This window comes from Phaeobacter sp. G2, from assembly GCA_025163595.1.
In the GTDB taxonomy this organism is placed as follows: Bacteria; Pseudomonadota; Alphaproteobacteria; order Rhodobacterales; family Rhodobacteraceae; genus Pseudophaeobacter.
Genome location: CP104100.1, coordinates 1,377,530 through 1,397,945 on the forward strand (window position 1 = coordinate 1,377,530; position 20,416 = coordinate 1,397,945).

Here is a 20,416-nt window from a genome sequence, read left to right on the forward strand (position 1 = left end):
TTTGGCCTGGATTGCGCTAGCCTTTAGCGCATGGCGCGGGCATTAAAAAGCCCCGAGGTTTGGAGGCGGTACAGGTGAGCGGGCAGGAATTTTTCCATCAGGGCGACAGGGTGGCGGTGCTGACCGCGCAACCTCTTGATCGGCTTTTGGATTATCGCGCCCCCGAGGGCGGCTGTTTTCGCGGTGCCTTTGTCGAGGTGCCGCTGGGACCGCGCAAAGTTCTGGGGGTGATCTGGGGCGCGGGGAGCGGCAATTTTGATTCGGCCAAGCTGCGCAGTGTCATCCGGGTGCTGGATCTGGCGCCGATGCGCGATGAGATGCGCCAGTTTCTGAGCAAGGCCGCCGATTATACGCTGACCCCGATGTCGATGATGCTGCGGCTGGCCACCCGCGCGCCCGGCCTGTCGGACCCGCCGTCCATGCGCAAAGTGTTGCGGCTGGGCGACACGCAACCGGACCGGATGACCCCGGCACGGGCCAAGGTGCTGGCGGTGATGGAAGAGTTCGGCGGCATGGCGTTTACGCCCAAGGAGCTGGCGGATATGGCCGGGGTGACGCCTTCGGTGGTCAAAGGCCTGGTGGGGCAGGGGGCGCTGCGCGAAGAGGAAACGCCCCGCGATCTGCCCTATCCGGCCCTCGATCCCAACCGTCCCAGCAAGGATCTGACCGAAGACCAGAGCCGCGCCGCCGCCACCCTGTCTGAAGGGGTACAGAGCGGCAGCTATGGCACCACCCTGCTGAAAGGTGTCACCGGGTCGGGCAAGACCGAGGTCTATCTGGAGGCGGTGGCGGCCTGTCTGCGCAGGGGGCGGCAGGCCCTGGTACTGCTGCCGGAAATTGCCCTGACGGCGGAGTTTTTGAAACGGGTGGAGCAGCGCTTTGGCGCCACCCCGGCAGAATGGCATTCCGGTGCCACCATGACCGAGCGCCGCCGGGTTTGGCGCATGGTCGGCCAGGGCAATGCGCAGCTGGTGATCGGGGCGCGCTCGGCGTTGTTTTTGCCGTTTCGCGATCTTGGCCTTATCATTGTCGATGAGGAACATGACACCGCCTACAAGCAGGAAGAAGGCGTGTTGTATAACGCCCGCGATATGTCGGTGCTGCGCGCGGCGATGTGCTCGGCGCAGGTGGTGCTGGCCTCGGCCACCCCCAGTCTGGAGACCTGGAGCAATGCGGAGGCCGGAAAGTACAAGCGCGTTGATCTGACGGCGCGCTTTGGCTCGGCGGTGCTGCCGGTCATGAAGGCGGTGGATATGCGGGCTGAGGATCTGGCGCCGGCCACCTGGATTTCTCCGACCTTGAAACAGGCGATGGCCCTGCGGATGCAGCGCGGCGAGCAGTCGCTGTTGTTTCTGAACCGGCGTGGCTTTGCGCCGGTTACGATCTGCCGGGCCTGCGGCACCCAGGTGGCCTGCGACAATTGCGATGCCCGCATGGTGGAACACCGGTTTATGAAACGGCTGATGTGCCATCAGTGCGGCGAGACCAAGCCGGTGCCCGAGAGCTGTCCCTCCTGTCAGGTGGAGGGCAAGATGGCGCCGGTTGGGCCGGGCATCGAACGTCTGGGGGAGGAGGCGGCAGCGCTGTTTCCTGAGGCGCGCATTGCGGTGCTGAGCTCGGATCTGTTTGCATCGGCGCGGGCGTTGAAGGCGCGGATTGAGGAGATCGCAGCGGGGGAGGCCGATATTATCCTGGGCACCCAGCTGGTGGCCAAGGGGCATAACTTTCCGTTGCTGACCCTTGTGGGGGTGATCGATGCGGATCTTGGCCTGCAGGGATCAGACCTGCGGGCCGGGGAGCGCACCTTTCAATTGATGCGGCAGGTGGCGGGCCGGGCGGGTCGGGCGGAACGCCCCGGTGAGGCCCTGTTGCAGACCTTTCAACCAGAGCATCCGGTAATCCGCGCTATCCTGACCGGCGATGAAGAAGAATTCTGGCGTGCCGAAGCGGCGCAGCGCCGCGAGGCCGGAGTGCCGCCCTTTGGCCGCATGGCGGGGATTATCCTGTCGGGATCAGATCTGGCGCAGGTTTTTGATCTGGGCAATGCGCTGGCGCGCAACGATGGTCCGTTGCGCCAGGTGGGGGCGCAGCTGTATGGCCCGGCGCCGGCGCCCATTGCCCGGGTGCGCGGGCGGCATCGGGTACGACTACTGGTCAAGGCGGCCAAGGGGGTGGCGCTGCAAGAGGCGCTGAGCCGTTGGGTCCAGCCTTTTCGCATGAAGGGCGATCTGCGGCTCAGCATTGATATTGACCCGCAGAATTTTTTCTAAAGGCTGGGCAGCGGATTACTGAGGCGTAAGGCAAAGTCGTTAAAATTGGGGAAAGGCTTTCGTCCAAAGTTTGTCGGCGGCCATATTTTCATCTCATTTTCTTGCAAAAGTAGAACTGGCCGGCAAGCTGTCATGCGGGTCTCTGGGCAGTGGCTCAGAATAAAGTACAAACACCAACCGAGAGCCCAGTCCTATGTGTGACCTTTGTGTAGCGACCCAAAATTTTGACCCCAGCCGACATCTCGTTTCTGGGACATTGGAATGGCCTGACCCGGAACCTGCACCTGTAGAGCCGGACCCTCTGCCAGATGGAACACTTGATCAGTTTGCCAGCTATCTTACTACGGGCTTTTGGAGTGATAACAACAGCGTGCAACATAGTTTTTCCGCGACCCCGGGGAACTCTGTCGGCTATGTGATTGAGGTCAATCTCACGGGCATCACCTCTGCGGCTCAGCGTCTAGCGCGTTGGGCGCTTGAAAGCTGGGAACTGGCAGCGGATATTCAGTTTGTCGAGGTCGAGAGCGGTGGCGACATCATCGTCGATGATGAGGAAAGCGGTGCCTTTGCACAGAGCGAATTCATGTTATCGGACCCAACCGAGATCATCACCTCCTATGTCAATGTTGATCAGGCTTGGCTCGACCTCTATGGGGTCACGCTCGATTCCTACGCTTTCTCGACCTATGTGCATGAATTTGGCCATGCGCTGGGCCTTGGGCACCTTGGCAACTATAATTTCACCTCTGGTGGAGCGACTTTTGCCAATGATAGCTATCAGTATTCGGTGATGTCCTACATTCCACAGGATCAGGTGGAAGGCGGCACTGCCAGCTATGCACAGCCAACAAGTGCGATGATGGCTGATATGGTTGCGATCCAACAGCTCTACGGCACCTCTAATGCCGCCGCAGGGGATACAACCTGGGGCCAGGGGAACACGATGTCCCGCCATTTTGCCACCCTCTATGCTGGGGTTGATGATGGCGATCCAGCGACCGAAGAACGAGATCCGATTGCTTTTACCCTGTTTGATGGCGTCAATGGTGGCACTGATACGATTGACCTCCGTAACAGCACGACCAACGACAGGCTGGACCTGAATGATGGCAGCTTTTCTGACGTTGCGGATTTGACCAGTAGTCTGGCGATCGCGCGTGGATCTCAGATCGAAAATGCTCGCATGGGCTCAGGCAATGACACAGTTGTTGGAAACGAGTTTGACAATCAGATCACTGGCCACGGTGGTCGCGATGCGTTGAATGGGGGCGGTGGATCCGACCGGCTCAGTGGCGGCGGTGGTCGCGACCAACTGTTTGGCGGCGCGATGAATGATCGGTTGTTTGGCAACCGTGGTGCGGATCGCCTGGACAGCGGTGAAGGCGATGATCTCATGGTTGGTGGTCGCGGTGCTGATGAGTTCTTCTTTGGCTTTGGTCATGACACAGACAAGATCCGCGACTTCACTCTGGGCAGGGATGAGCTCTTGTTCTCGGCGCTGGAGTTCGACGGACTGACCGCGGAGCAATTGGTCAACCAATATGGAACCGTGGGTCGGCGGGGTGTCACCCTCGACTTTGGGGACAGTGAAGTTCTGGGAGCAGATGCCAATGACAGTCTTCGTCTGATCGGTGTTTTTGACCTAAACGCCCTGGCGGACGACATCACCTTTATCTAGGCCGTAGACACAAGCTCTTGGGCCTCCAGCCTGTTAGTTGGGGGCCGATTTGATGTATCTGCCTACCAAGGAGACTTTTATCTTTACCTTCCAAAATCATCTATACTTGGGATGCAGGATAAAGGTTTGGTCAGGGCCTTGCTTGGCTAGGTGGTTACCGATTGCATGCGCTGGTCAATCAACAGGTCGGTTGCCATTGCTCCAACCCACATAAAGAACAGGGCTGCCCAAGCCGTTCCAACAAAAATCGAACCACCGGTAACGCCAGCGCCGATGGCGCAGCCCCCCGCCAGCATGCCGCCAAAGCCCATCAACACTGCACCGATCATCGCCTTGCGCATGGTGGCGGCATCGTCAAAGGCTTGCAGCTTCATCTCTCCGGCGGCCCAGGCGGCCAGCATGGCGCCGATGAACACGCCGGGCACCAGACCGATGTCGAATTCCAGAATGGCGTTGCGATCAAGGAAGAACATCAGGGTATGGGCGGAGGGGCCGGTGAAAGTGGCGCTTTCGATTTGCACCGGATCAAAGGCCACCTGCGACAGCCCGTAGGTCAGCACCCAGCCCAGAGCCACGGCAAAGCCGACCCCGGAGGCAAAAATCAGTCGGGAGGCGCTGATCTGGCTGCGGCGCGCCAGCACCAGAGCGACAACTGCAATTGCCAGCCCCAGCGCCAGCCCGCCCCAGTTGGGCAGGCCTGCTTCCACCAACAGATCCATGTTGCGCCCGCCTGAGGTGACCCAGAGCGCAGCGATTTTGTCACGCAGGGGCGATAACATGCCAGAGAGGCTCATCTGTGCCACCACGGCAAAGATCAGGCCAGACACAACAGAGCGCAGATTGCCGGTGGCAGCCAGCACCAGCAAGCGACCGGAACAGCCACGCGCCAGCACCATGCCGACGCCAAAGATCAAGCCACCGATGATGGCTCCGGACCAGCTGCCGGGCACCGCCATCATGCGGGCATCGGCGCTGCGCATAAGCCCCAGGAGCTCGGCACCCTGGACCCAGACCACGGCGGTTGAAAAGGTCAGCAGCCAGACTGCCATGCGATCCCCCATGCCGCCACGGGCAAATTCTACCGTGGCAGCGCGCAGGCAAAAGCGAGAGCGCTGGGCAGCGACGCCAAAGGTCACGCCGGTCAGCAGACCAAAAAGCCCCGCCAACGGCGCTTCTCCCAGGCGTTCGGCCAGGATTTCGATGAGAGTAAGCAGATCCATGACCCTGGCCCCCGTAAGAAGTAAATGCTGCATTATATACACACATTCTGATTTGTGATTTGATTTAGGTCATAGGCGTGCTCCCCTTGCGTGGCCCTGTGGACGTCGGTGTTTTAGACTTCTGCGATGCCCAACACTGCTGGCCCTTTTCTGTGCGTCTTATGTGCGTCGATGCGGGCTAGTATGTGCGGCGGCTGCTTTGGTCTCGCGCTGGCGGAAAAAGAGGCGTAAAGGAAAGGCATGTTTAAACCTCTCTCCCTGGATGCGGCCCGTGATCTGCCGCTGTGGCGTCGCCCGACAACATTGCTGTTTGTGATGGCGATCTGCATGCCTATTGCCTTTAATGCCTGGCTTGCCCTGTTGAACAACTTTGTCATCGAGGTGGCCCAGTTTGACGGCGCCGATATTGGCCTGTTGCATACGGTGCGCGAAATTCCGGGGTTCCTGGCGGTGGGGGTGATTGCCATCATCCTGTTCGTCCGCGAGCAGGTGCTTGGGCTGATCTCATTGATGATGCTGGGCATTGCCACCATGCTGACCGCCTGGTTCCCTTCGCTGGGCGGCATTTTGATGATCACGCTGCTCAGCTCGATCGGGTTTCACTATTATGAGACGGTGAACCAGTCGCTGCAGCTGCAATGGCTGCCCAAGGACCGGGCGCCGCAGATGCTGGGCTGGCTGCTTGCCACCGGATCGGCGGCAACCTTTGTGGTTTATGGGGCGATTGTGCTGCTGTGGGAGAGTTTTGAGCTCAGCTATAATATGGTCTTTATGGCGGCTGGCGGCGTGACCACGCTGATTGCCATGCTGTGCCTGCTGGTCTACCCGCAGTTTGACTCGCCCACGCCGCAGAACAAAAAGCTGATCCTGCGGCAGCGCTATTGGCTCTATTACCTGTTGCAGTTCATGGCTGGGGCACGGCGTCAGATCTTTGTCGTTTTTGCCGGGTTTATGATGGTGGAGCGCTTTGGCTTTGACGTGCATGAAGTCACGGGCTTGTTCCTGATCAACCTGGTGATCAATATTCTGTTGGCGCCTTTGTTGGGGCGGTTTGTGGCCGCTTTTGGCGAGCGCCGCACCTTGATCATCGAATACACCGGCCTTGCCTTGGTTTTTGCGCTCTATGGCGGCATCTACTGGTTTGGCTGGGGCGTCTTGCTGGCCTCCTGCCTTTATGTGGTGGATCATGTGTTGTTTGCCCTGGCGCTGGCGCTGAAGACCTATTTCCAGAAGATCGCTGACCCGGCAGATATCGCGCCGACGGCGGCTGTGGCCTTTACCATCAATCATATCGCAGCGGTGTTTTTGCCGGTATTGCTGGGGCTTCTCTGGGTGATCTCTCCCTCGCTGGTCTTTGCCTTGGCGGCGGCAATGGCGCTGGTGTCTTTGGGGCTGTCCTGTCTGGTGCCGCGCCATCCGGCGCCGGGCAATGAGACGATTTTTGCCAAATATCGCAGCCGCGTTGCCGCCCAGTAGCCGCCCAGTAGCAGCGCGGACTGTAGAAAACAGCGAACAGAGCGGTGGAACGTGGCTCTGCTCTTGACCTCTGGCGGCCTTGGGCCTAGGCGCAGAGCACTGCAGCTGGAGATCTGACATGCCGACCTTTACCGCCCTGACCACCCTGCCTGGCAAACCCCAAGCCGAAGCTCTGGGCGAGGCGATGGAAAGCCTGATGCCGGAACCCACCGGGGTTGGCGTTTTTGAAGTCGAGGACGGATCGGGCCTATGGGAGGTCGGCGGCTATTTCACCGAAGCGCCGGACCAGGCGGGGCTGGCCCTGCTGGCGACGCTGCATGGCGCCAAGGAATTTGCCGTCTCCGAGCTGCCGGAAACCGATTGGGTGGCCCATGTGCGCCGCGAGCTGGCACCGGTAGAGGCCGGGCGGTTCTATGTCTATGGCAGCCATGACGCCGATACGGTGCCCGAGGGACGCATCCCACTGCTCATCGAGGCGGCGATGGCCTTTGGCACTGGCCACCATGGCACCACCTTGGGCTGCCTCAAGGCGCTGGACCATCTGATTTCAGAAGGGTTTGTCGGCGCCAAAGTGGCTGACATTGGCTGCGGTACTGCGGTTCTGGCCATGGCGGCCGCGCGGGTCTGGCAGGGCGATTTTGTCGCCAGCGACATTGACGAAGTGGCGGTGGATGTTGCCGAAGCCAACCTCAAGGCCAATGGCATGGAAGGCGCTGTCACCTGCCTGGAGGCCGCAGGTTTTGACCACCCCGGACTGAAAGAACTGGCGCCCTATGATCTGATCTTTGCAAATATCCTCAAAGGTCCGCTGGTGGCGCTGTCACCGGATCTGTGCGCCAATCTGCGCCCCGGGGGCTATGCTATTCTTTCCGGCATTCTCAACGAGCAGGCCGATAGTGTCATTTCTGTTTATGCCGAGAATGGAACCAATCTTGTGCGACGCGATGTGATTGGTGAATGGACCACACTGCTTTTGCAGCGAAACGGCTGATTTCACGAAGGTTTATGCCTAATTTTAGGTAATTCCCTTGGAATCACATCGTTAAGATTCTATAAAGTTTTATCCGCTGGTGGGGGCCAGTTCGGAGCAACTTTATGAGTGTTCAACATCAAGAATTTCGGGGTCGTGTGGCCCGTTTGCAGAGCAAGCATGCTGGCTTTTCGCAGGGTTCGACTGCGCGTGTTAAGTCTGACGGGCTGATTGTAATCGAGCCCCGCAAAATCCGGTCTAACACCTCCGGAAAAGTCCTTATCCTGATTGTCGCGGCCTTCCTGTTGTTCAAGGCCTTCCTGATGGCGGCCCTTGGCTTTGACACCTATGATGAACGGGTGGCAAAGCTGACCGAGGGCAGCGCCATAGAGCAGCTGGGTGCGGTGATTATGCAGTCTGATCCAGTCTCTGTCTGGGCGGCGCAACAGGCCGGGCCTATTCTGCGCTAAAGCTCTCATACTCTGACGGGGCAGTTCGCGCCCCGCTTGCCGGCCGTTTTGAACCCAGCCGTTTTGAACCTGACTAGTTTGAACCTGGCCAGTTTGAATTTGGTCAGTTTGAATTTGGCTAGTTTGAATTTGGCCAGTCCGCGAGGGCCAGTCTGACAGCACCTGTCTGCCAACAGCCAGTCTGGTTGGGCGGCGCAGAAAGAGCAGGCCGAATATTCAACGCGCCTCTAAACCGCTACGGCTCTGCCGGGCGGTTTTTTGCTGTCTTGCGGGACTGTGCCGCGCCTTTGGGCAAACCAAAACCGCCGCGGCCAGGATGGCGCGCGGCGGTGGGATGTGTGATCCTGACGGGGAGAACGCAGGATGACCGATAAGACCGTTTCTGTGCGTATTAGAAGACGGGCTTGCCAGTTGCGATGTCTTCGATATTGGCGCGGCTCAGTCCGATATCTGCCAATTCGCGATCGGACAAAGCATTCAATGCATTCTTGGAAGTGCGGGCATCATTCCAAGTCATTACGGAGCTTGTCAGGGCGACAAAGGCAATGCCGATACGGCCAAACAGGCCGGTGGAGCCATAGGTGGTGCGGGTCGTGTCAAAAGCAGCCATATCCTCATCCTTCGTATCTGAGTGAACTGTTTTGCAGCAACGGGATGTTGATGCGATTTTGCGCATTTAGGGAGGAAATTTTGCCCGCGCAAGTAGCGAAAATTGCATGCGTCCTATGCGCGGAAAGCATAGCTTTGGTCTTTAAAAATAAGGCTAATCTGCGTCTTTTTACCCAGCGTTTGGAAATGTCGCAGCTGCCTTGGCAAAGGGTCGGTTTTGGAACAGGTTTTGGGGGTTTGCACGCAGTCTTGTCGCTACGGGGGCATCATCGGGGCCGTGCGCAGCGCTGGGAAAGCGTTTGGCGATGTTCGCCTTTTGTGCTAATTGGTGGAAAAATACTTTGAACACATAGGCAAAGGCCGGGCAGAACATGCGCATTTTGGGAATTGATCCGGGGCTTCGCAACCTCGGGTGGGGTGTTATCGAATCGCAGGGCAGTCGGCTCAGCCATGTGGCAAATGGGGTCTGTACCTCTGATGGGGATGATCTGGGCGAGCGGCTGTTGTCGCTGCACAATCAGGTCACCGAGGTGATCGCGGCCTATCAGCCGACCCAGGCGGCGATCGAACAGACCTTTGTGAACAAGGATGGCGTTGCGACGCTGAAACTGGGGCAGGCGCGCGGGGTTGCGCTGCTGACCCTGGCCAAGGCGGGGTTGCCAACCGGCGAATACGCGCCCAACCGGGTGAAAAAGACGGTGGTGGGCGTGGGGCATGCCAGCAAGGAGCAGATCATCCATATGGTGAAGCTGCAGCTGCCGGGCTGCGATCCCAAAGGCGCCGATGCGGCGGATGCTCTGGCGATTGCCATCTGTCACGCCTATTACGGTGGCACCCAGCAACGACAGCTCAAGGAGGTGCGGGCATGATTGGCAAACTGACGGGCCGTGTGGACTATCGTACCAGCGACCATCTGTTGATCGATGTGCGCGGAGTTGGCTACCTGGTCTATTGCTCCGAACGCACCATGATGACGCTGCCGGGGGTTGGGGAACCTGTGGCGCTCTATACGGATATGGTGGTGCGCGAGGATCTGATGCAGCTCTATGGCTTTACCTCGCTGGTGGAAAAGGAATGGCATCGCCTGCTGACCTCGGTGCAGGGGGTTGGCGCCAAGGTGTCGCTGGCGATCCTTGGCACCCTGGGGCCGGATGGGGTCAGCCGCGCCATTGCTCTGGGGGATTGGGGCAGCGTCAAAGCGGCCAAAGGTGTGGGGCCGAAGACGGCGCAGCGTATTGTGCTGGATCTCAAGGATAAGGCCCCCGGCGTCATGGCCATGGGCGGCAGCCTGCCCGATGCGATGGAGGGGCCTGATCTTGACGCGGTGGTGGAGCCGGTTGAGGCTGCCGCAGCGGCGCCAAAGCCCGCGCGCAAATCCGCCGCCAAGAAACCCTCTGGCGCGGCGGCGGCCTCTGCCGGGGCGCTGTCGGCGCTTGGCAATCTGGGCTACAGCCCTGCGGATGCGGCCTCGGCTGTGGCCGAGGCGGCGGGTGACAACCCGGAGGCCGATGAGGCGGCGCTGATCCGCGCCGCGTTGCGCCTGCTGGCCCCAAAGGGATGAGGTGCATCGTGTTACCGCAAGGCCCGCCCCTGAGTGCGGTCGCAACCGGACCCAAAGGCCAGATAATAGAAGGCCAGACAATAGCATGTCGCCAACCCCAGAGAGGCCCAGATGATCGACGCTGACCCAACCCTGCGCCCCGAGCCGATCCCTGAGGATGGCGCGAGCGATGGCGACCGCGCCCTGCGTCCCCAGGGACTGTCTGAGTTTATTGGCCAGGCTGAGGCCCGCGCCAATCTGCGGATCTTTATCGAAAGTGCGCGCCGCCGTGGTGAGGCAATGGACCACACGCTGTTTCACGGGCCTCCTGGGTTGGGCAAAACCACCCTGGCACAGATTGTGGCGCGGGAGCTCGGGGTGAATTTTCGCATGACCTCGGGGCCGGTGCTGGCCAAGGCCGGCGATCTGGCGGCGATCCTGACCAATCTGGAAGCGCGGGATGTGTTGTTCATTGATGAGATCCACCGGCTGAACCCGGTGGTGGAGGAGATCCTGTATCCCGCGCTGGAGGATTTTGAGCTGGATCTGGTGATTGGCGAGGGGCCGGCGGCGCGCACCGTGCGCATTGAGTTGCAGCCCTTCACCCTGGTGGGGGCGACGACACGCATGGGGCTGTTGACCACGCCGCTGCGGGATCGCTTTGGCATTCCCACCCGTTTGCAGTTTTACACGGTGGATGAGCTGTTTGAGATCGTCAGCCGCAATGCCCGCAAACTGGGCACCCCTGCGGATGCGGAGGGCGCCCGTGAGATCGCGCGGCGCGCACGCGGCACCCCAAGGATCGCCGGGCGGCTCTTGCGCCGCGTGGTGGACTTTGCGGTGGTCGAGGGCGATGGGCGCATCACCCGAGACCTGGCGGATGGGGCCCTGACGCGGCTGGGTGTGGACAGGCTGGGGCTGGATGGCGCCGACCGGCGCTATTTGCGGCTGATTGCCGAAAACTACAGCGGCGGCCCGGTGGGGATCGAGACGCTGTCAGCAGCGCTGAGTGAAAGCCGTGACTCGCTGGAAGATGTGATTGAGCCGTATCTGTTGCAACAAGGACTGATTCAGCGCACCCCACGCGGGCGGATGTTGGCGCAGAAGGCCTGGACCCACCTGGGCATCGCCCCGCCGCCGCGCGCGACGGATCTGTTTGGCTAAGCAGCTGCGATTGCCCCATGCGTGACACATCAATTTGCGTGACCCTGGTGTTTGCGTGACACAGGCACAGAGAGACGGCAAGGTCACCAGCAGGAAGCGTGATTTGGCAGGGGTGGGGTACCGCCTCGCGTCGTTTTCTGGAAGATGAGATGGCAGATTTGCCGGGCTTCGCTCTGTTCTGTACCGATTGGCAGGGAACTGATGCGGAGGCTTCCGTAGGGCCAGAAAACACAATGCGCCAGGGAGGCCGGGACCTGAAAAAACGGGTTTGAGTTGCTGAGAAGGCCTCAAGGGGCGGGTCTGCCCCGTGAGGCCGCATTCCATTGTTTTGCAGCGGGCGCCTCAAGGACAAGCCGCTGCGCGGGGCCTTGCGGCCTCCTTGACCCGCAGGTCTGGGCCGATATCGGGGCAGGCTGCCTGCGCGGCTGCGCGGGCTTGCCGTTTTGCGCTGCGGCGGGCATAGAACGGCAACCCGCCTGTACCTAATCTGATGGAGTGCCGCCATGTCGCTGGACCTGACACCGGAAGAAATCCAAGCCCTGTTTACCCGCAGCGATGGCTCCTATGGGTTTGCCCGCTGGGGGCGTCCCATCGCGCCCATTGTGTTTGGGGTGCAGGAGGAGACACTGACGGTGGTGAAAGGGGCGATTGAGGCCGTTGCCACCTTGGCGGGGCATCCGATGGCGGAAACCGACCCGGAACTTGGCTCCAACCTGATGTTCTTTTTCTTCCGCGACTGGGCCGAGCTGCTGGATGTGCCCGACCTTGGCCGCCTGATCCCGGATCTGGCGCCATTGGTGGCGCGGCTGCAAGCGGCCGACGCCAGCCAGTATCGCGCCTTTCGCTTTGATGACACCGGCGCCATTCAGGCCAGTTTTGTGTTTTTGCGCATGCAGGGGGCCATGGCTGAACTGCCGGCTGAAACCCTGGCGCTGAGCCAGGCGGCGCAGGTTATTCTGCTGTGGGGGGATCAGGCCTTTGCCGAGACCTCGCCGCTGGCCATCCTGCCAGAGACCGGTGCCACAATTCTACGTCCCGAAATTGCCGCGATCATTGCCGCCGGGTATGATCGGATGATGCCACCTTCGGCCAATGACGCCTCCCACGCTTTGCGGCTGTTTGCGCGATTGCAGGCGCCAACACAGGGGTAGGCCATGCGCTGCTTTCTAGGGCTGGCTTTGCCGGATCCGGTTTTGGATCTGCTGGAACGACTGCAGGACGAAATCCCGGTGGGGCGGCTGGTGCCCTGGGAGAACCTGCATATCACCCTGAGCTTTCTGGATGAGCAGCCGGAAGCGCGGCTGGAGGCACTGCACCAGGAGTTGCTGAAGCTGAAGGCGCCGCCGCTGCAGTTGGAACTGCGCGGGCTTGGCGTCATGGGGGGCAAAAGCCCAAGAGTGTTGAGCGCGCAAGTCACCCCGAATGCGGCGCTGACCGCGGTGCATCGCCATCTGCGCACTGTGGCGCAGACCTGCGGTATGGCATTGCCGCGCGCCCGGTTTCGCCCCCATGTGACACTGGCACGGTTTGGGGCGCGCCTGCAGCCGGGACAAGTGCAGGCTGTCCATCAACTGCTGCAGCATTTTGGCGGCTTTACCACTCCGGTCTTTACGGTGCAGCAGATTACGCTCTACCAATCGACACTGCTGCCAGATGGCGCGCGCTACGAGGCGCTGGCGCAGTACCCGCTGGAAGCAGAGACAGCCTGAGAGCGCAACGGAACATGCCGCAGCAAGTCTACCGGGGCTTGTAGCTGATTTCTATGGGTTTTAGGTTGCTGAGCAGAGCACAGGAGCACAGGCCAATGATCCATACCTTTCCGGTCCGCGTTTATTACGAAGATACCGACATGGGCGGTATCGTCTATCACGCCAACTATCTGCGGTTCATTGAGCGGGCCCGCAGCGACTGGGTGCGTGGCCTTGGCAATGATCAAAACGCCATGCGCGATGCAGGGGTGATCTGGGTGGTGCAGCGGATTGAGGCGGATTACCTGGCGCCTGCAAAATACGACGACGAGCTGCTGATCGAGACCGAGGTGACCAAACTGACACCGGCGCGATTGAATATGGGGCAGCTGGTCAAACGCGGCGAGACCGCGCTGTTTCGGGCCCATGTTTCGGCGGTGTGTATCTCGTCTGAAACCGGGCGGCCAACGCGGCTTCCGGCAGAGATTCGCGCATTGCTGTAACATTACCGCCTTTGTGCACTGTTTGATTGGCTTTTACGGCTGAACTCCGCTAGCGTGCCTGTAAATAAGGCCGCAACAGACGGCTGATCGTGAGTGATGGCAACAAGCAGAACGTCTCGGGGCTCCTGAAATGGGGCGCGCGGCAAATACGTAAGACCGGAGCGATCCGGCAGAGAATTGAGCAGGCAAATGGAAGCAGAAACTCTGGCGCTGGCGCAGGAGATTGATTTCTCCATGTGGGGTCTTTTCGCGCGGGCCACCTTTACCGTGAAACTGGTGATGCTGTTGTTGACCGCAGCCTCGATCTGGTCGTGGGCGATTATCGTGCAAAAGCTGATCAACTACCGTCAGGCCCGCCGCCGGGCAGCGCTGTTCGATCAGGCTTTTTGGTCCGGCGAGCCGCTGGATGGGCTGTTTGACCAATTGGGGCCGGAGCCTTCGGGCCATTCAGAGCGCATTTTTGCCGCTGGCATGGCGGAATGGCGGCGCAGCCATCGCAGCGATGGCGGGCTTATTCCCGGTGCTCAGGCGCGGATTGACCGCTCGATGGATGTGGCCATTGCCAAAGAGACCGAAGACCTGCAGCGCGGGCTGTCGGTGCTGGCCACCGTTGGCTCTACCGCGCCCTTTGTCGGGCTGTTTGGCACGGTCTGGGGCATTATGACTGCCTTTATCGAAATTGCGCAGCAGCAAAGCACCAATCTGGCGGTGGTTGCCCCCGGTATTGCCGAGGCGCTGTTGGCCACCGGGCTTGGCCTGCTGGCGGCGATCCCGGCGGTGGTGTTCTACAACAAACTGAGCGCCGACAGCGATCGTATACTGGGTGGCTACGAGGCCTTTGCCGACGAATTTGCCACCATCCTCAGCCGTCAGTTGGACTCCTGAGCCATGGGCGCAGCGGTTCAACAGAGCTCTTCGGAGACGCGGCGGCGCGGGCGGCGCCGTGGCCGGGCGCGGCCCATGGCCGAAATCAACGTGACGCCCTTTGTCGATGTAATGCTGGTGTTGTTGATCATCTTTATGGTGGCGGCGCCGCTGACCACGGTTGGCGTGCCGGTGGATCTGCCAAAGACCGAGGCGGGGGCGCTGCCAAGTGAGCAGGAAGAGCCGTTGACTGTGACGATGATCCTGGGCGGTGAGATCCAGATCCAGACAACCCCCGTGGCGCGGGCCGAGTTGGTCTCCAAACTGCGCGCCATTGCGGCAGAGCGCAGCTCTGAGCGCATCTATCTGCGGGCGGATGGTGGGATTTCCTACCGCGAAGTGATGCAGGTGATGGGGGCGCTGAACGCAGGCGGCTTTGCCAATGTTGGTCTGGTGACGGATGTGGCCGGGCCCGAGCCGACAGCTGGACCCGTCCCCACAGGCGCGCCAGCCAGCAGCGCGGATCAATAAGCGGGAGCTTGAGGCAGTTTAATGGGCCTGCAAACCGGAACCAAAATCTCTCTTGCGGGGCACGGCCTTTTGGTGGGCTGGGCTGCCTTTGGCGCCTGGCTGCCGTCAGAGCCTTTGCCGATTCCGGTGCAAGAGGTTGCGGTGATCTCGGCTGATGAGTTCGCCCGGTTGAGCCAGCAGATCCAGGCGCCTGAGGTTACCGAAACCCCGAGCAACCTGACGCCACCTGACCCGGCGCAGGAACCGCCCGAGGTGTCCGTCCGCCCGGAAACCCGGCCCGAAACCCGCTCCGAAACCACTGCGCCGCAGGCCACCCCGGCCCCTGTGGTGGAAACACCAGTGGCGGCGCTGCCAGAGCCAGAGCCGGAACCAGAGATCACCGATACGCTGCCAGAACCGGAAACCCCGTCCGAGCAGGCAACGGACGCCCCGGCGATTGTCCCCAGCCCTGCGGTCCCAGAGCAGGTCCGCCCGGCGGACCGGGTGGCCCCGGTGCCGGTGGAGGCGCCAGAACAGGAAGTGGCAATTGACGATCTGGTGCAGCCCGAAGTGAGCCCGGATCAGGGCGCCTTGAGCGAACAAGAGGTGCAGGAAGCCACCGCCCCCGAGGCTGCCAGTGACCGGATTGTCACCGAAGCCAATGAAAGCGACGAGGCAGAGCCCGCGCCACCTGTGACCGCGCCGGTAACCTCAGTCCGGCCCAGGACACGGCCACAAAGACCCAGGCCGCAAGCCACCCCTGCCGAGGTTGCCGAACCCACACCTGCCACGCCAACGACGCCGCAAGAAGAGGACCAGTCCGCAGCGATTGAGGATGCTTTGGCGGCGGCCATTGCAGGTGGTGGCGAGGTGGCAGCACCAGAGCCCGCTGGCCCGCCGCTGACGGTGGGGGAAAAAGACGCGCTGCGGGTTTCGGTCTCCAAATGTTGGAACGTCGGCTCGCTGTCCACCGAAGCGCTGAAAACCACGGTCGAGGTTTCGGTCTCGCTGGATCCGGACGGGCGGCCCAAAACCGGCACCATCCGCATGGTTTCCAGCACCGGGGGCTCAACCGGAGCGGCCAAACAGGCCTATGAGGCGGCACGCCGGGCAATCATCCGCTGTGGCGCCAAGGGGTTTAAACTGCCCAGCGACAAATATGACCATTGGCGGGACATCGTCATGACCTTTAATCCAGAAAAGATGCGCATCAAATGAGACACCAGAATTTGATCACGCCTCGGCCGGGGCTCGACTATGACAGGGGGAGGGGGGATTTTCCCCCTGCATTGACACCCCCAAGCCCCGATACTGCCCTGATAGACCGCACTGATACTCACCTCGGAAAGGACGCGACGCACATGAGGCGCACCCTGACAGGCCTTTTGGCAAGCCTTCTTCTTGTGGCGGCGCCCCTGCTGACCACTGGCAGCGCAGCCCAGGCCCAGGACGGGCCGCTGCGGATCGAAATCACCGATGGGGTGATCGAACCCTTGCCCTATGCGGTGCCCAATTTTCTGCCCGAAACCCCGGCAGCGGCCGAGCTGGCCAATCAGATCACCCGGGTGGTCGCGGCGGATCTCAGCGGCACCGGGTTATTTCGCGAAATTCCCGCTTCGGCGCATATCTCCACAGTGAGTGATTTTAACGCGCCGGTGCGATTCGCCGACTGGAAAGCGGTGAATGCCCAGGCGTTGATCACCGGGTCGGTTTCGGTCAATGGCAAGCAGTTGACCGTGCGGTTTCGCGGCTATGATGTCTTTGCCGACAAGGAGCTGGGCTCGGGCCTGCAATTCAACGGCACCACAGATGGCTGGCGGCGCATGGCGCATAAGGTGGCAGATGCCATCTATAGCCGGATCACCGGCGAAAGCGGCTATTTCGACAGCCGGGTGGTTTTTGTTTCCGAGACAGGCCCCAAAAACGACCGCCGCAAACGGTTGGCGATTATGGATTATGATGGGGCAGGCGTGCAGTATCTGACCAATAGCGCCGCCCTGGTTTTGGCGCCGCGGTTCTCGCCCACTGGCGACCGGGTGCTTTATACCAGCTACGAGAGCGGCTTTCCGCAGATCCATGTGCTGGATGTGGGCAAGGTGCAGCGCCGGGTTTTGTCGGCAGACAAGGGCATCATGAGCTTTGCGCCGCGCTTTGCGCCTGATGGCAATACTGTGGTCTATTCGCAGGCCGAGGGCGGCAACACCGATCTCTATACCATGGATATCGCCACCGGGGCGCGTCAGCGTCTGACCAATGCGCCCTCAATCGAGACCGCGCCGTCCTATTCGCCCGATGGCAGCCAGATTGTTTTTGAAAGCGACCGCTCGGGTACGCCGCAGCTATATGTCATGGCGGCAAGTGGTGGTGAAGCGCGCCGGATCAGCTTTGGCAAGGGGCGCTATGGCACCCCGGTCTGGTCGCCGCGTGGAGATCTGATTGCCTTTACCAAACAAAGCAAAGGCCGCTTTCACATTGGTGTGATGCGGCTGGATGGCAGCGAAGAGCGCCTGCTGACGGCCTCTTTCCTGGATGAGGGGCCGAGCTGGTCCCCCAATGGCCGGGTGATCATGTTCACCCGTGAAACCCAGGGGGCCAATGGCCGGGCCTTGCTGTATTCGGTGGATATCCTGGGGCGGAACCTGAAACCGGTGCGCACCCCGGATGGTGCTTCGGACCCGGCTTGGTCACCGTTGCAAAAATAACAGGTGGTCAAAGGGCGGACCGGCATGAAAACGCAAGACTGGAAGACCTGCATAGAATCGGCCCAATCTCTGTGATAGATTAGGGCTAAGAAACCAAAGGAAAAGACACTGTCATGAGCGGTTTTAAGAAGGCATTTGTGCTTGTTGCGGCCTTGGGGCTTTCAGCCTGTAGTAACACCTCCTGGGACGATACCGGAGCGGGCGGCGCCGGCGGTCCTGGCGGCATTGGCTCCAACCTGGATCCGGCCAGCCCCGCCTATTTTCAAGAAACCATCGGGGACCGTGTGCTGTTCCTGGTGGATCAGTCGAGTTTGAACCCCACAGCGGAAGCCATCCTGCAAGGCCAGGCACGCTGGTTGACGGCCAATCCAGATTACACCGTCACCATTCAGGGCCATGCCGATGAACAGGGGACGCGGATCTACAACCTGGCCCTGGGGGAGCGTCGCGCCAATTCCGCGCGGGAGTATTTGATCTCGCAGGGGATTGCCGGCTCACGGATCCAAGTGGTCAGCTACGGCAAGGAACGCCCGCTGGAGATTTGTTCTGCCGAAAGCTGCTATGCCAAAAACCGCCGTGCCGTCACCGTGCTGGCGGGTGGATTGACGGGGTAACATGATGCGTCTGATGCGAGCGGCCTTTCTTGTCGGTGCTTTGTTTGGGACTTCGGTTCTGGTCTCACCGGCCTTTGCACAGGATCAGCAAACCCTGGCGGACATCCGTCAGGAGCTGACCGTGTTGCACGTGGACATCCAGCGTCTGAAGCGCGAGCTGTCGACCACAGGCGGGGTGAATTCCACCGTGGCCGCCAGCAGTTCTGTTCTCGACCGGGTTGGGGCCATTGAGGCTGGGTTACAGCGGCTTACGGCGCAGACCGAGCAGCTGGAGTATCGCATCAACCGCATTGTTGCCGATGGCACCAACCGGATTGGCGATCTGGAATTCCGCCTGGTTGAGCTGGAAGGCGGCGATATCGGCGCCCTGGGCGAGACCAGCACCCTGGGCGGCGAAGAAGCCCTGGCGGCGGGCGGCACATCGGGCGGCGGCCAGGCGGCCACTGACAGCGGCAGCGAACTGGCGGTTGGGGAACAGGCCGATTTTGACCGGGCAATGCAGGATTTGGACGCGGGCTCTTACCAAGTGGCGGCGGAAAAATTTGCAATCTTCACCCAGTCTTATCCCGGCAGCCCGCTGGCACCAGAGGCCGATTTCAGCCGTGGCAAGGCGCTGGACGGGTTGGGGGACACGCGGGAAGCGGCACGCGCCTATCTGGCCTCCTTTACTGGCGATGCAAATGGCCAGACCGCGCCAAAGGCGTTGTTTGAATTGGGCGCCGCCCTGGGGCGTCTTGGGCAGCTTGATCAAGCCTGCATTACCCTGTCAGAGGTGGGCGTGCGGTTTGCGGGGGGCGATATGGTCGCGCCGGCTGAGGCCGAAATGACCGCGTTGGGATGCTCTTGACGCAGCCCAATGCGGCTGGCGGTTTGGGCGGGGATGATTTGGTGAGTGCCCTGCGCCAGCAGTTTACCCCACCGCTGCCTGCGCGCATCGGCATCGCGGTGTCCGGTGGCGGCGATTCCGTCGCGCTGATGCATCTTCTCAAAGACTGCTTTTGCGATGACCCGGTCGAACTGATGGTGGCAACCGTCGATCATCAGCTGCGCCCCGAATCACGGCAAGAGGCCGAAGAGGTTGCGCAGATGGCGCAACAGCTTGGTCTGCGCCATGACATTCTGACCTGGGGCGAAGGGCCAGAGCCTACAGGGAACCTGCAGGATCAGGCTCGCCGCGCCCGTTACGCGCTGTTGACCGCCTGGGCGCGGCAAAACGGCATTCCGGTTTTAGCGCTTGGCCACACCGCGGATGATCAGGCTGAAACGGTAATTATGCGCCTGAAGCGGGCCGCTGGGGTGAATGGCCTGGCCGGTATGGCGCGGCGGCGAACCCAGGATGGGGTCTCCTTGCAGCGGCCGCTGTTGGGTCTGCGCCGCAGCGACCTGCGGCACTACTTGCGGGCTATGGGACGGAGCTGGATTGAAGACCCGTCAAACGAAGATGAGACCTACGACCGGATCAAAACCCGCAAGGCGCTGGCTGTTCTGGAAGATCTGGGACTGACAGTGCCCGCTTTGGTCACCGTGGCGCAGAACATGGGAAAGGCGCAGACCGCTTTGGGCTGGTATGCCTTCTTAACAGCGCGGGATCTTGCTGAAATCAAGGCCGGGGCGGTGGTTTTTGAGCTGCGAAAATTCCGAACTCTGCCGGATGAGATCTCGCATCGGTTGATGGTTCAGGCACTTTTATGGGTTTCTGGTGGCCAATACGCGCCGAGGCGACAGCCGATGATCGAAGCTGTCGCTATTGCGCAACGGGGCGGTTCATCCACCCTGGCGGGCTGCCGCATCCTGAGCCACCGGGACAAAATCTGGATCTGCCGGGAAGCTGCCACCGTGCAACAGGCGGCTGGCGATCCAGGTGAGGTGTGGGATCAGCGCTGGCGGGTTTTTGCAGGAAAATTAGAGGCTTGCGAGGTGCGCCCCCTGGGTGCGGCGGGGGTGAAGCTCTGCCCGGACTGGCGGGCAGAGGGCTGTCCTGCGCCGGTTCTGGAAGTCACCCCATCGCTGTGGCGGGAGGGCAATCTGATGGCGGCGCCACTGGCCGGATTCGCCAATGGATGCAGTGCAGAACCGATAAATAGTGCAGAAGAGTTCTTCGCATCGCTTTTATCGCATTGAACCTGCCTGAATGTTCC

Annotated in this window: 20 protein-coding genes; 18 read left to right on the forward strand and 2 right to left on the reverse strand. The window is 61.0% G+C overall.

Translation table 11 applies throughout. The annotated features are described in order from the left end of the window. The first annotated feature begins 74 nt into the window (after positions 1–74). Positions 75–2,270, forward strand: a complete 2,196-nt coding sequence (locus N1037_06595) for a primosomal protein N' (GenBank protein UWS80680.1) — start codon at positions 75–77, stop codon at positions 2,268–2,270. Positions 2,271–2,640: 370 nt separating this feature from the next. After that, positions 2,641–3,948: a M10 family metallopeptidase C-terminal domain-containing protein gene (locus tag N1037_06600; protein ID UWS80681.1), complete on the forward strand. Its 1,308-nt coding sequence runs from the start codon at positions 2,641–2,643 to the stop codon at positions 3,946–3,948. 146 nt (positions 3,949–4,094) lie between these two features. Here N1037_06600 and N1037_06605 read toward each other — a convergent pair whose 3' ends face one another. Then, positions 4,095–5,168 (reverse strand): YeeE/YedE family protein, encoded by a 1,074-nt coding sequence (locus N1037_06605; protein UWS80682.1) that lies wholly within the window; start codon positions 5,166–5,168, stop codon positions 4,095–4,097. Positions 5,169–5,408: 240 nt separating this feature from the next. On the opposite strand from N1037_06605, the gene N1037_06610 reads away from it, so the two are divergent. From N1037_06610 to N1037_06620, 3 genes are all read left to right on the forward strand, one after another. Further along, positions 5,409–6,644 (forward strand): MFS transporter, encoded by a 1,236-nt coding sequence (locus N1037_06610; GenBank protein UWS80683.1) that lies wholly within the window; start codon positions 5,409–5,411, stop codon positions 6,642–6,644. A gap of 118 nt (positions 6,645–6,762) precedes the next feature. Next, positions 6,763–7,635, forward strand: coding sequence for a 50S ribosomal protein L11 methyltransferase (locus N1037_06615; protein UWS80684.1), 873 nt, complete (start codon positions 6,763–6,765; stop codon positions 7,633–7,635). 104 nt (positions 7,636–7,739) lie between these two features. Next, entirely contained in the window at positions 7,740–8,084 is a 345-nt protein-coding gene (locus N1037_06620) for a hypothetical protein (protein ID UWS80685.1), read from the forward strand. Positions 8,085–8,475: 391 nt separating this feature from the next. Here N1037_06620 and N1037_06625 read toward each other — a convergent pair whose 3' ends face one another. Then, positions 8,476–8,694: a DUF1127 domain-containing protein gene (locus N1037_06625; GenBank protein UWS80686.1), complete on the reverse strand. Its 219-nt coding sequence runs from the start codon at positions 8,692–8,694 to the stop codon at positions 8,476–8,478. A gap of 370 nt (positions 8,695–9,064) precedes the next feature. On the opposite strand from N1037_06625, the gene ruvC reads away from it, so the two are divergent. The 13 genes from ruvC to tilS all read left to right on the forward strand — a co-directional run bounded on the left by ruvC (position 9,065) and on the right by tilS (position 20,399). After that, complete coding sequence (gene ruvC / locus N1037_06630) at positions 9,065–9,562, forward strand: crossover junction endodeoxyribonuclease RuvC (protein UWS80687.1); 498 nt, start codon at positions 9,065–9,067, stop codon at positions 9,560–9,562. Next, the gene (gene ruvA / locus N1037_06635) at positions 9,559–10,254 is read left to right on the forward strand and encodes a Holliday junction branch migration protein RuvA (protein UWS80688.1); all 696 of its coding nucleotides are present in this window, start codon (positions 9,559–9,561) and stop codon (positions 10,252–10,254) included. The genes ruvC and ruvA overlap by 4 nt, the downstream gene beginning before the upstream one ends. Positions 10,255–10,365: 111 nt before the next feature. Further along, entirely contained in the window at positions 10,366–11,397 is a 1,032-nt protein-coding gene (gene ruvB / locus N1037_06640; protein UWS80689.1) for a Holliday junction branch migration DNA helicase RuvB, read from the forward strand. A gap of 503 nt (positions 11,398–11,900) precedes the next feature. Then, complete coding sequence (locus N1037_06645) at positions 11,901–12,548, forward strand: hypothetical protein (protein UWS80690.1); 648 nt, start codon at positions 11,901–11,903, stop codon at positions 12,546–12,548. A 3-nt stretch (positions 12,549–12,551) separates the two neighbouring features. Then, positions 12,552–13,106, forward strand: a complete 555-nt coding sequence (gene thpR / locus N1037_06650; GenBank protein ID UWS80691.1) for an RNA 2',3'-cyclic phosphodiesterase — start codon at positions 12,552–12,554, stop codon at positions 13,104–13,106. 95 nt (positions 13,107–13,201) lie between these two features. After that, positions 13,202–13,588, forward strand: coding sequence for a tol-pal system-associated acyl-CoA thioesterase (gene ybgC, locus N1037_06655; protein ID UWS80692.1), 387 nt, complete (start codon positions 13,202–13,204; stop codon positions 13,586–13,588). A gap of 189 nt (positions 13,589–13,777) precedes the next feature. After that, positions 13,778–14,473 carry a protein TolQ gene (gene tolQ, locus N1037_06660; protein ID UWS80693.1) on the forward strand — a complete coding sequence of 232 codons (696 nt, stop codon included), beginning with the start codon at positions 13,778–13,780 and terminating at the stop codon, positions 14,471–14,473. Between the two features lie 3 nt (positions 14,474–14,476). Then, positions 14,477–14,983 (forward strand): protein TolR, encoded by a 507-nt coding sequence (gene tolR / locus N1037_06665; protein ID UWS80694.1) that lies wholly within the window; start codon positions 14,477–14,479, stop codon positions 14,981–14,983. 27 nt (positions 14,984–15,010) lie between these two features. After that, positions 15,011–16,180 (forward strand): energy transducer TonB, encoded by a 1,170-nt coding sequence (locus N1037_06670; GenBank protein ID UWS81318.1) that lies wholly within the window; start codon positions 15,011–15,013, stop codon positions 16,178–16,180. Between the two features lie 155 nt (positions 16,181–16,335). Next, positions 16,336–17,664 (forward strand): Tol-Pal system beta propeller repeat protein TolB, encoded by a 1,329-nt coding sequence (tolB, locus tag N1037_06675; GenBank protein ID UWS81319.1) that lies wholly within the window; start codon positions 16,336–16,338, stop codon positions 17,662–17,664. 113 nt (positions 17,665–17,777) lie between these two features. Further along, a complete protein-coding gene (gene pal / locus N1037_06680) occupies positions 17,778–18,278 on the forward strand; it encodes a peptidoglycan-associated lipoprotein Pal (protein ID UWS80695.1) in 501 nt (166 codons plus the stop codon). Positions 18,279–18,291: 13 nt separating this feature from the next. After that, a complete protein-coding gene (locus N1037_06685) occupies positions 18,292–19,125 on the forward strand; it encodes a tol-pal system protein (protein UWS81320.1) in 834 nt (277 codons plus the stop codon). Continuing rightward, positions 19,116–20,399 (forward strand): tRNA lysidine(34) synthetase TilS, encoded by a 1,284-nt coding sequence (gene tilS, locus N1037_06690; protein UWS80696.1) that lies wholly within the window; start codon positions 19,116–19,118, stop codon positions 20,397–20,399. The genes N1037_06685 and tilS overlap by 10 nt, the downstream gene beginning before the upstream one ends. Positions 20,400–20,416 lie beyond the last annotated feature (17 nt).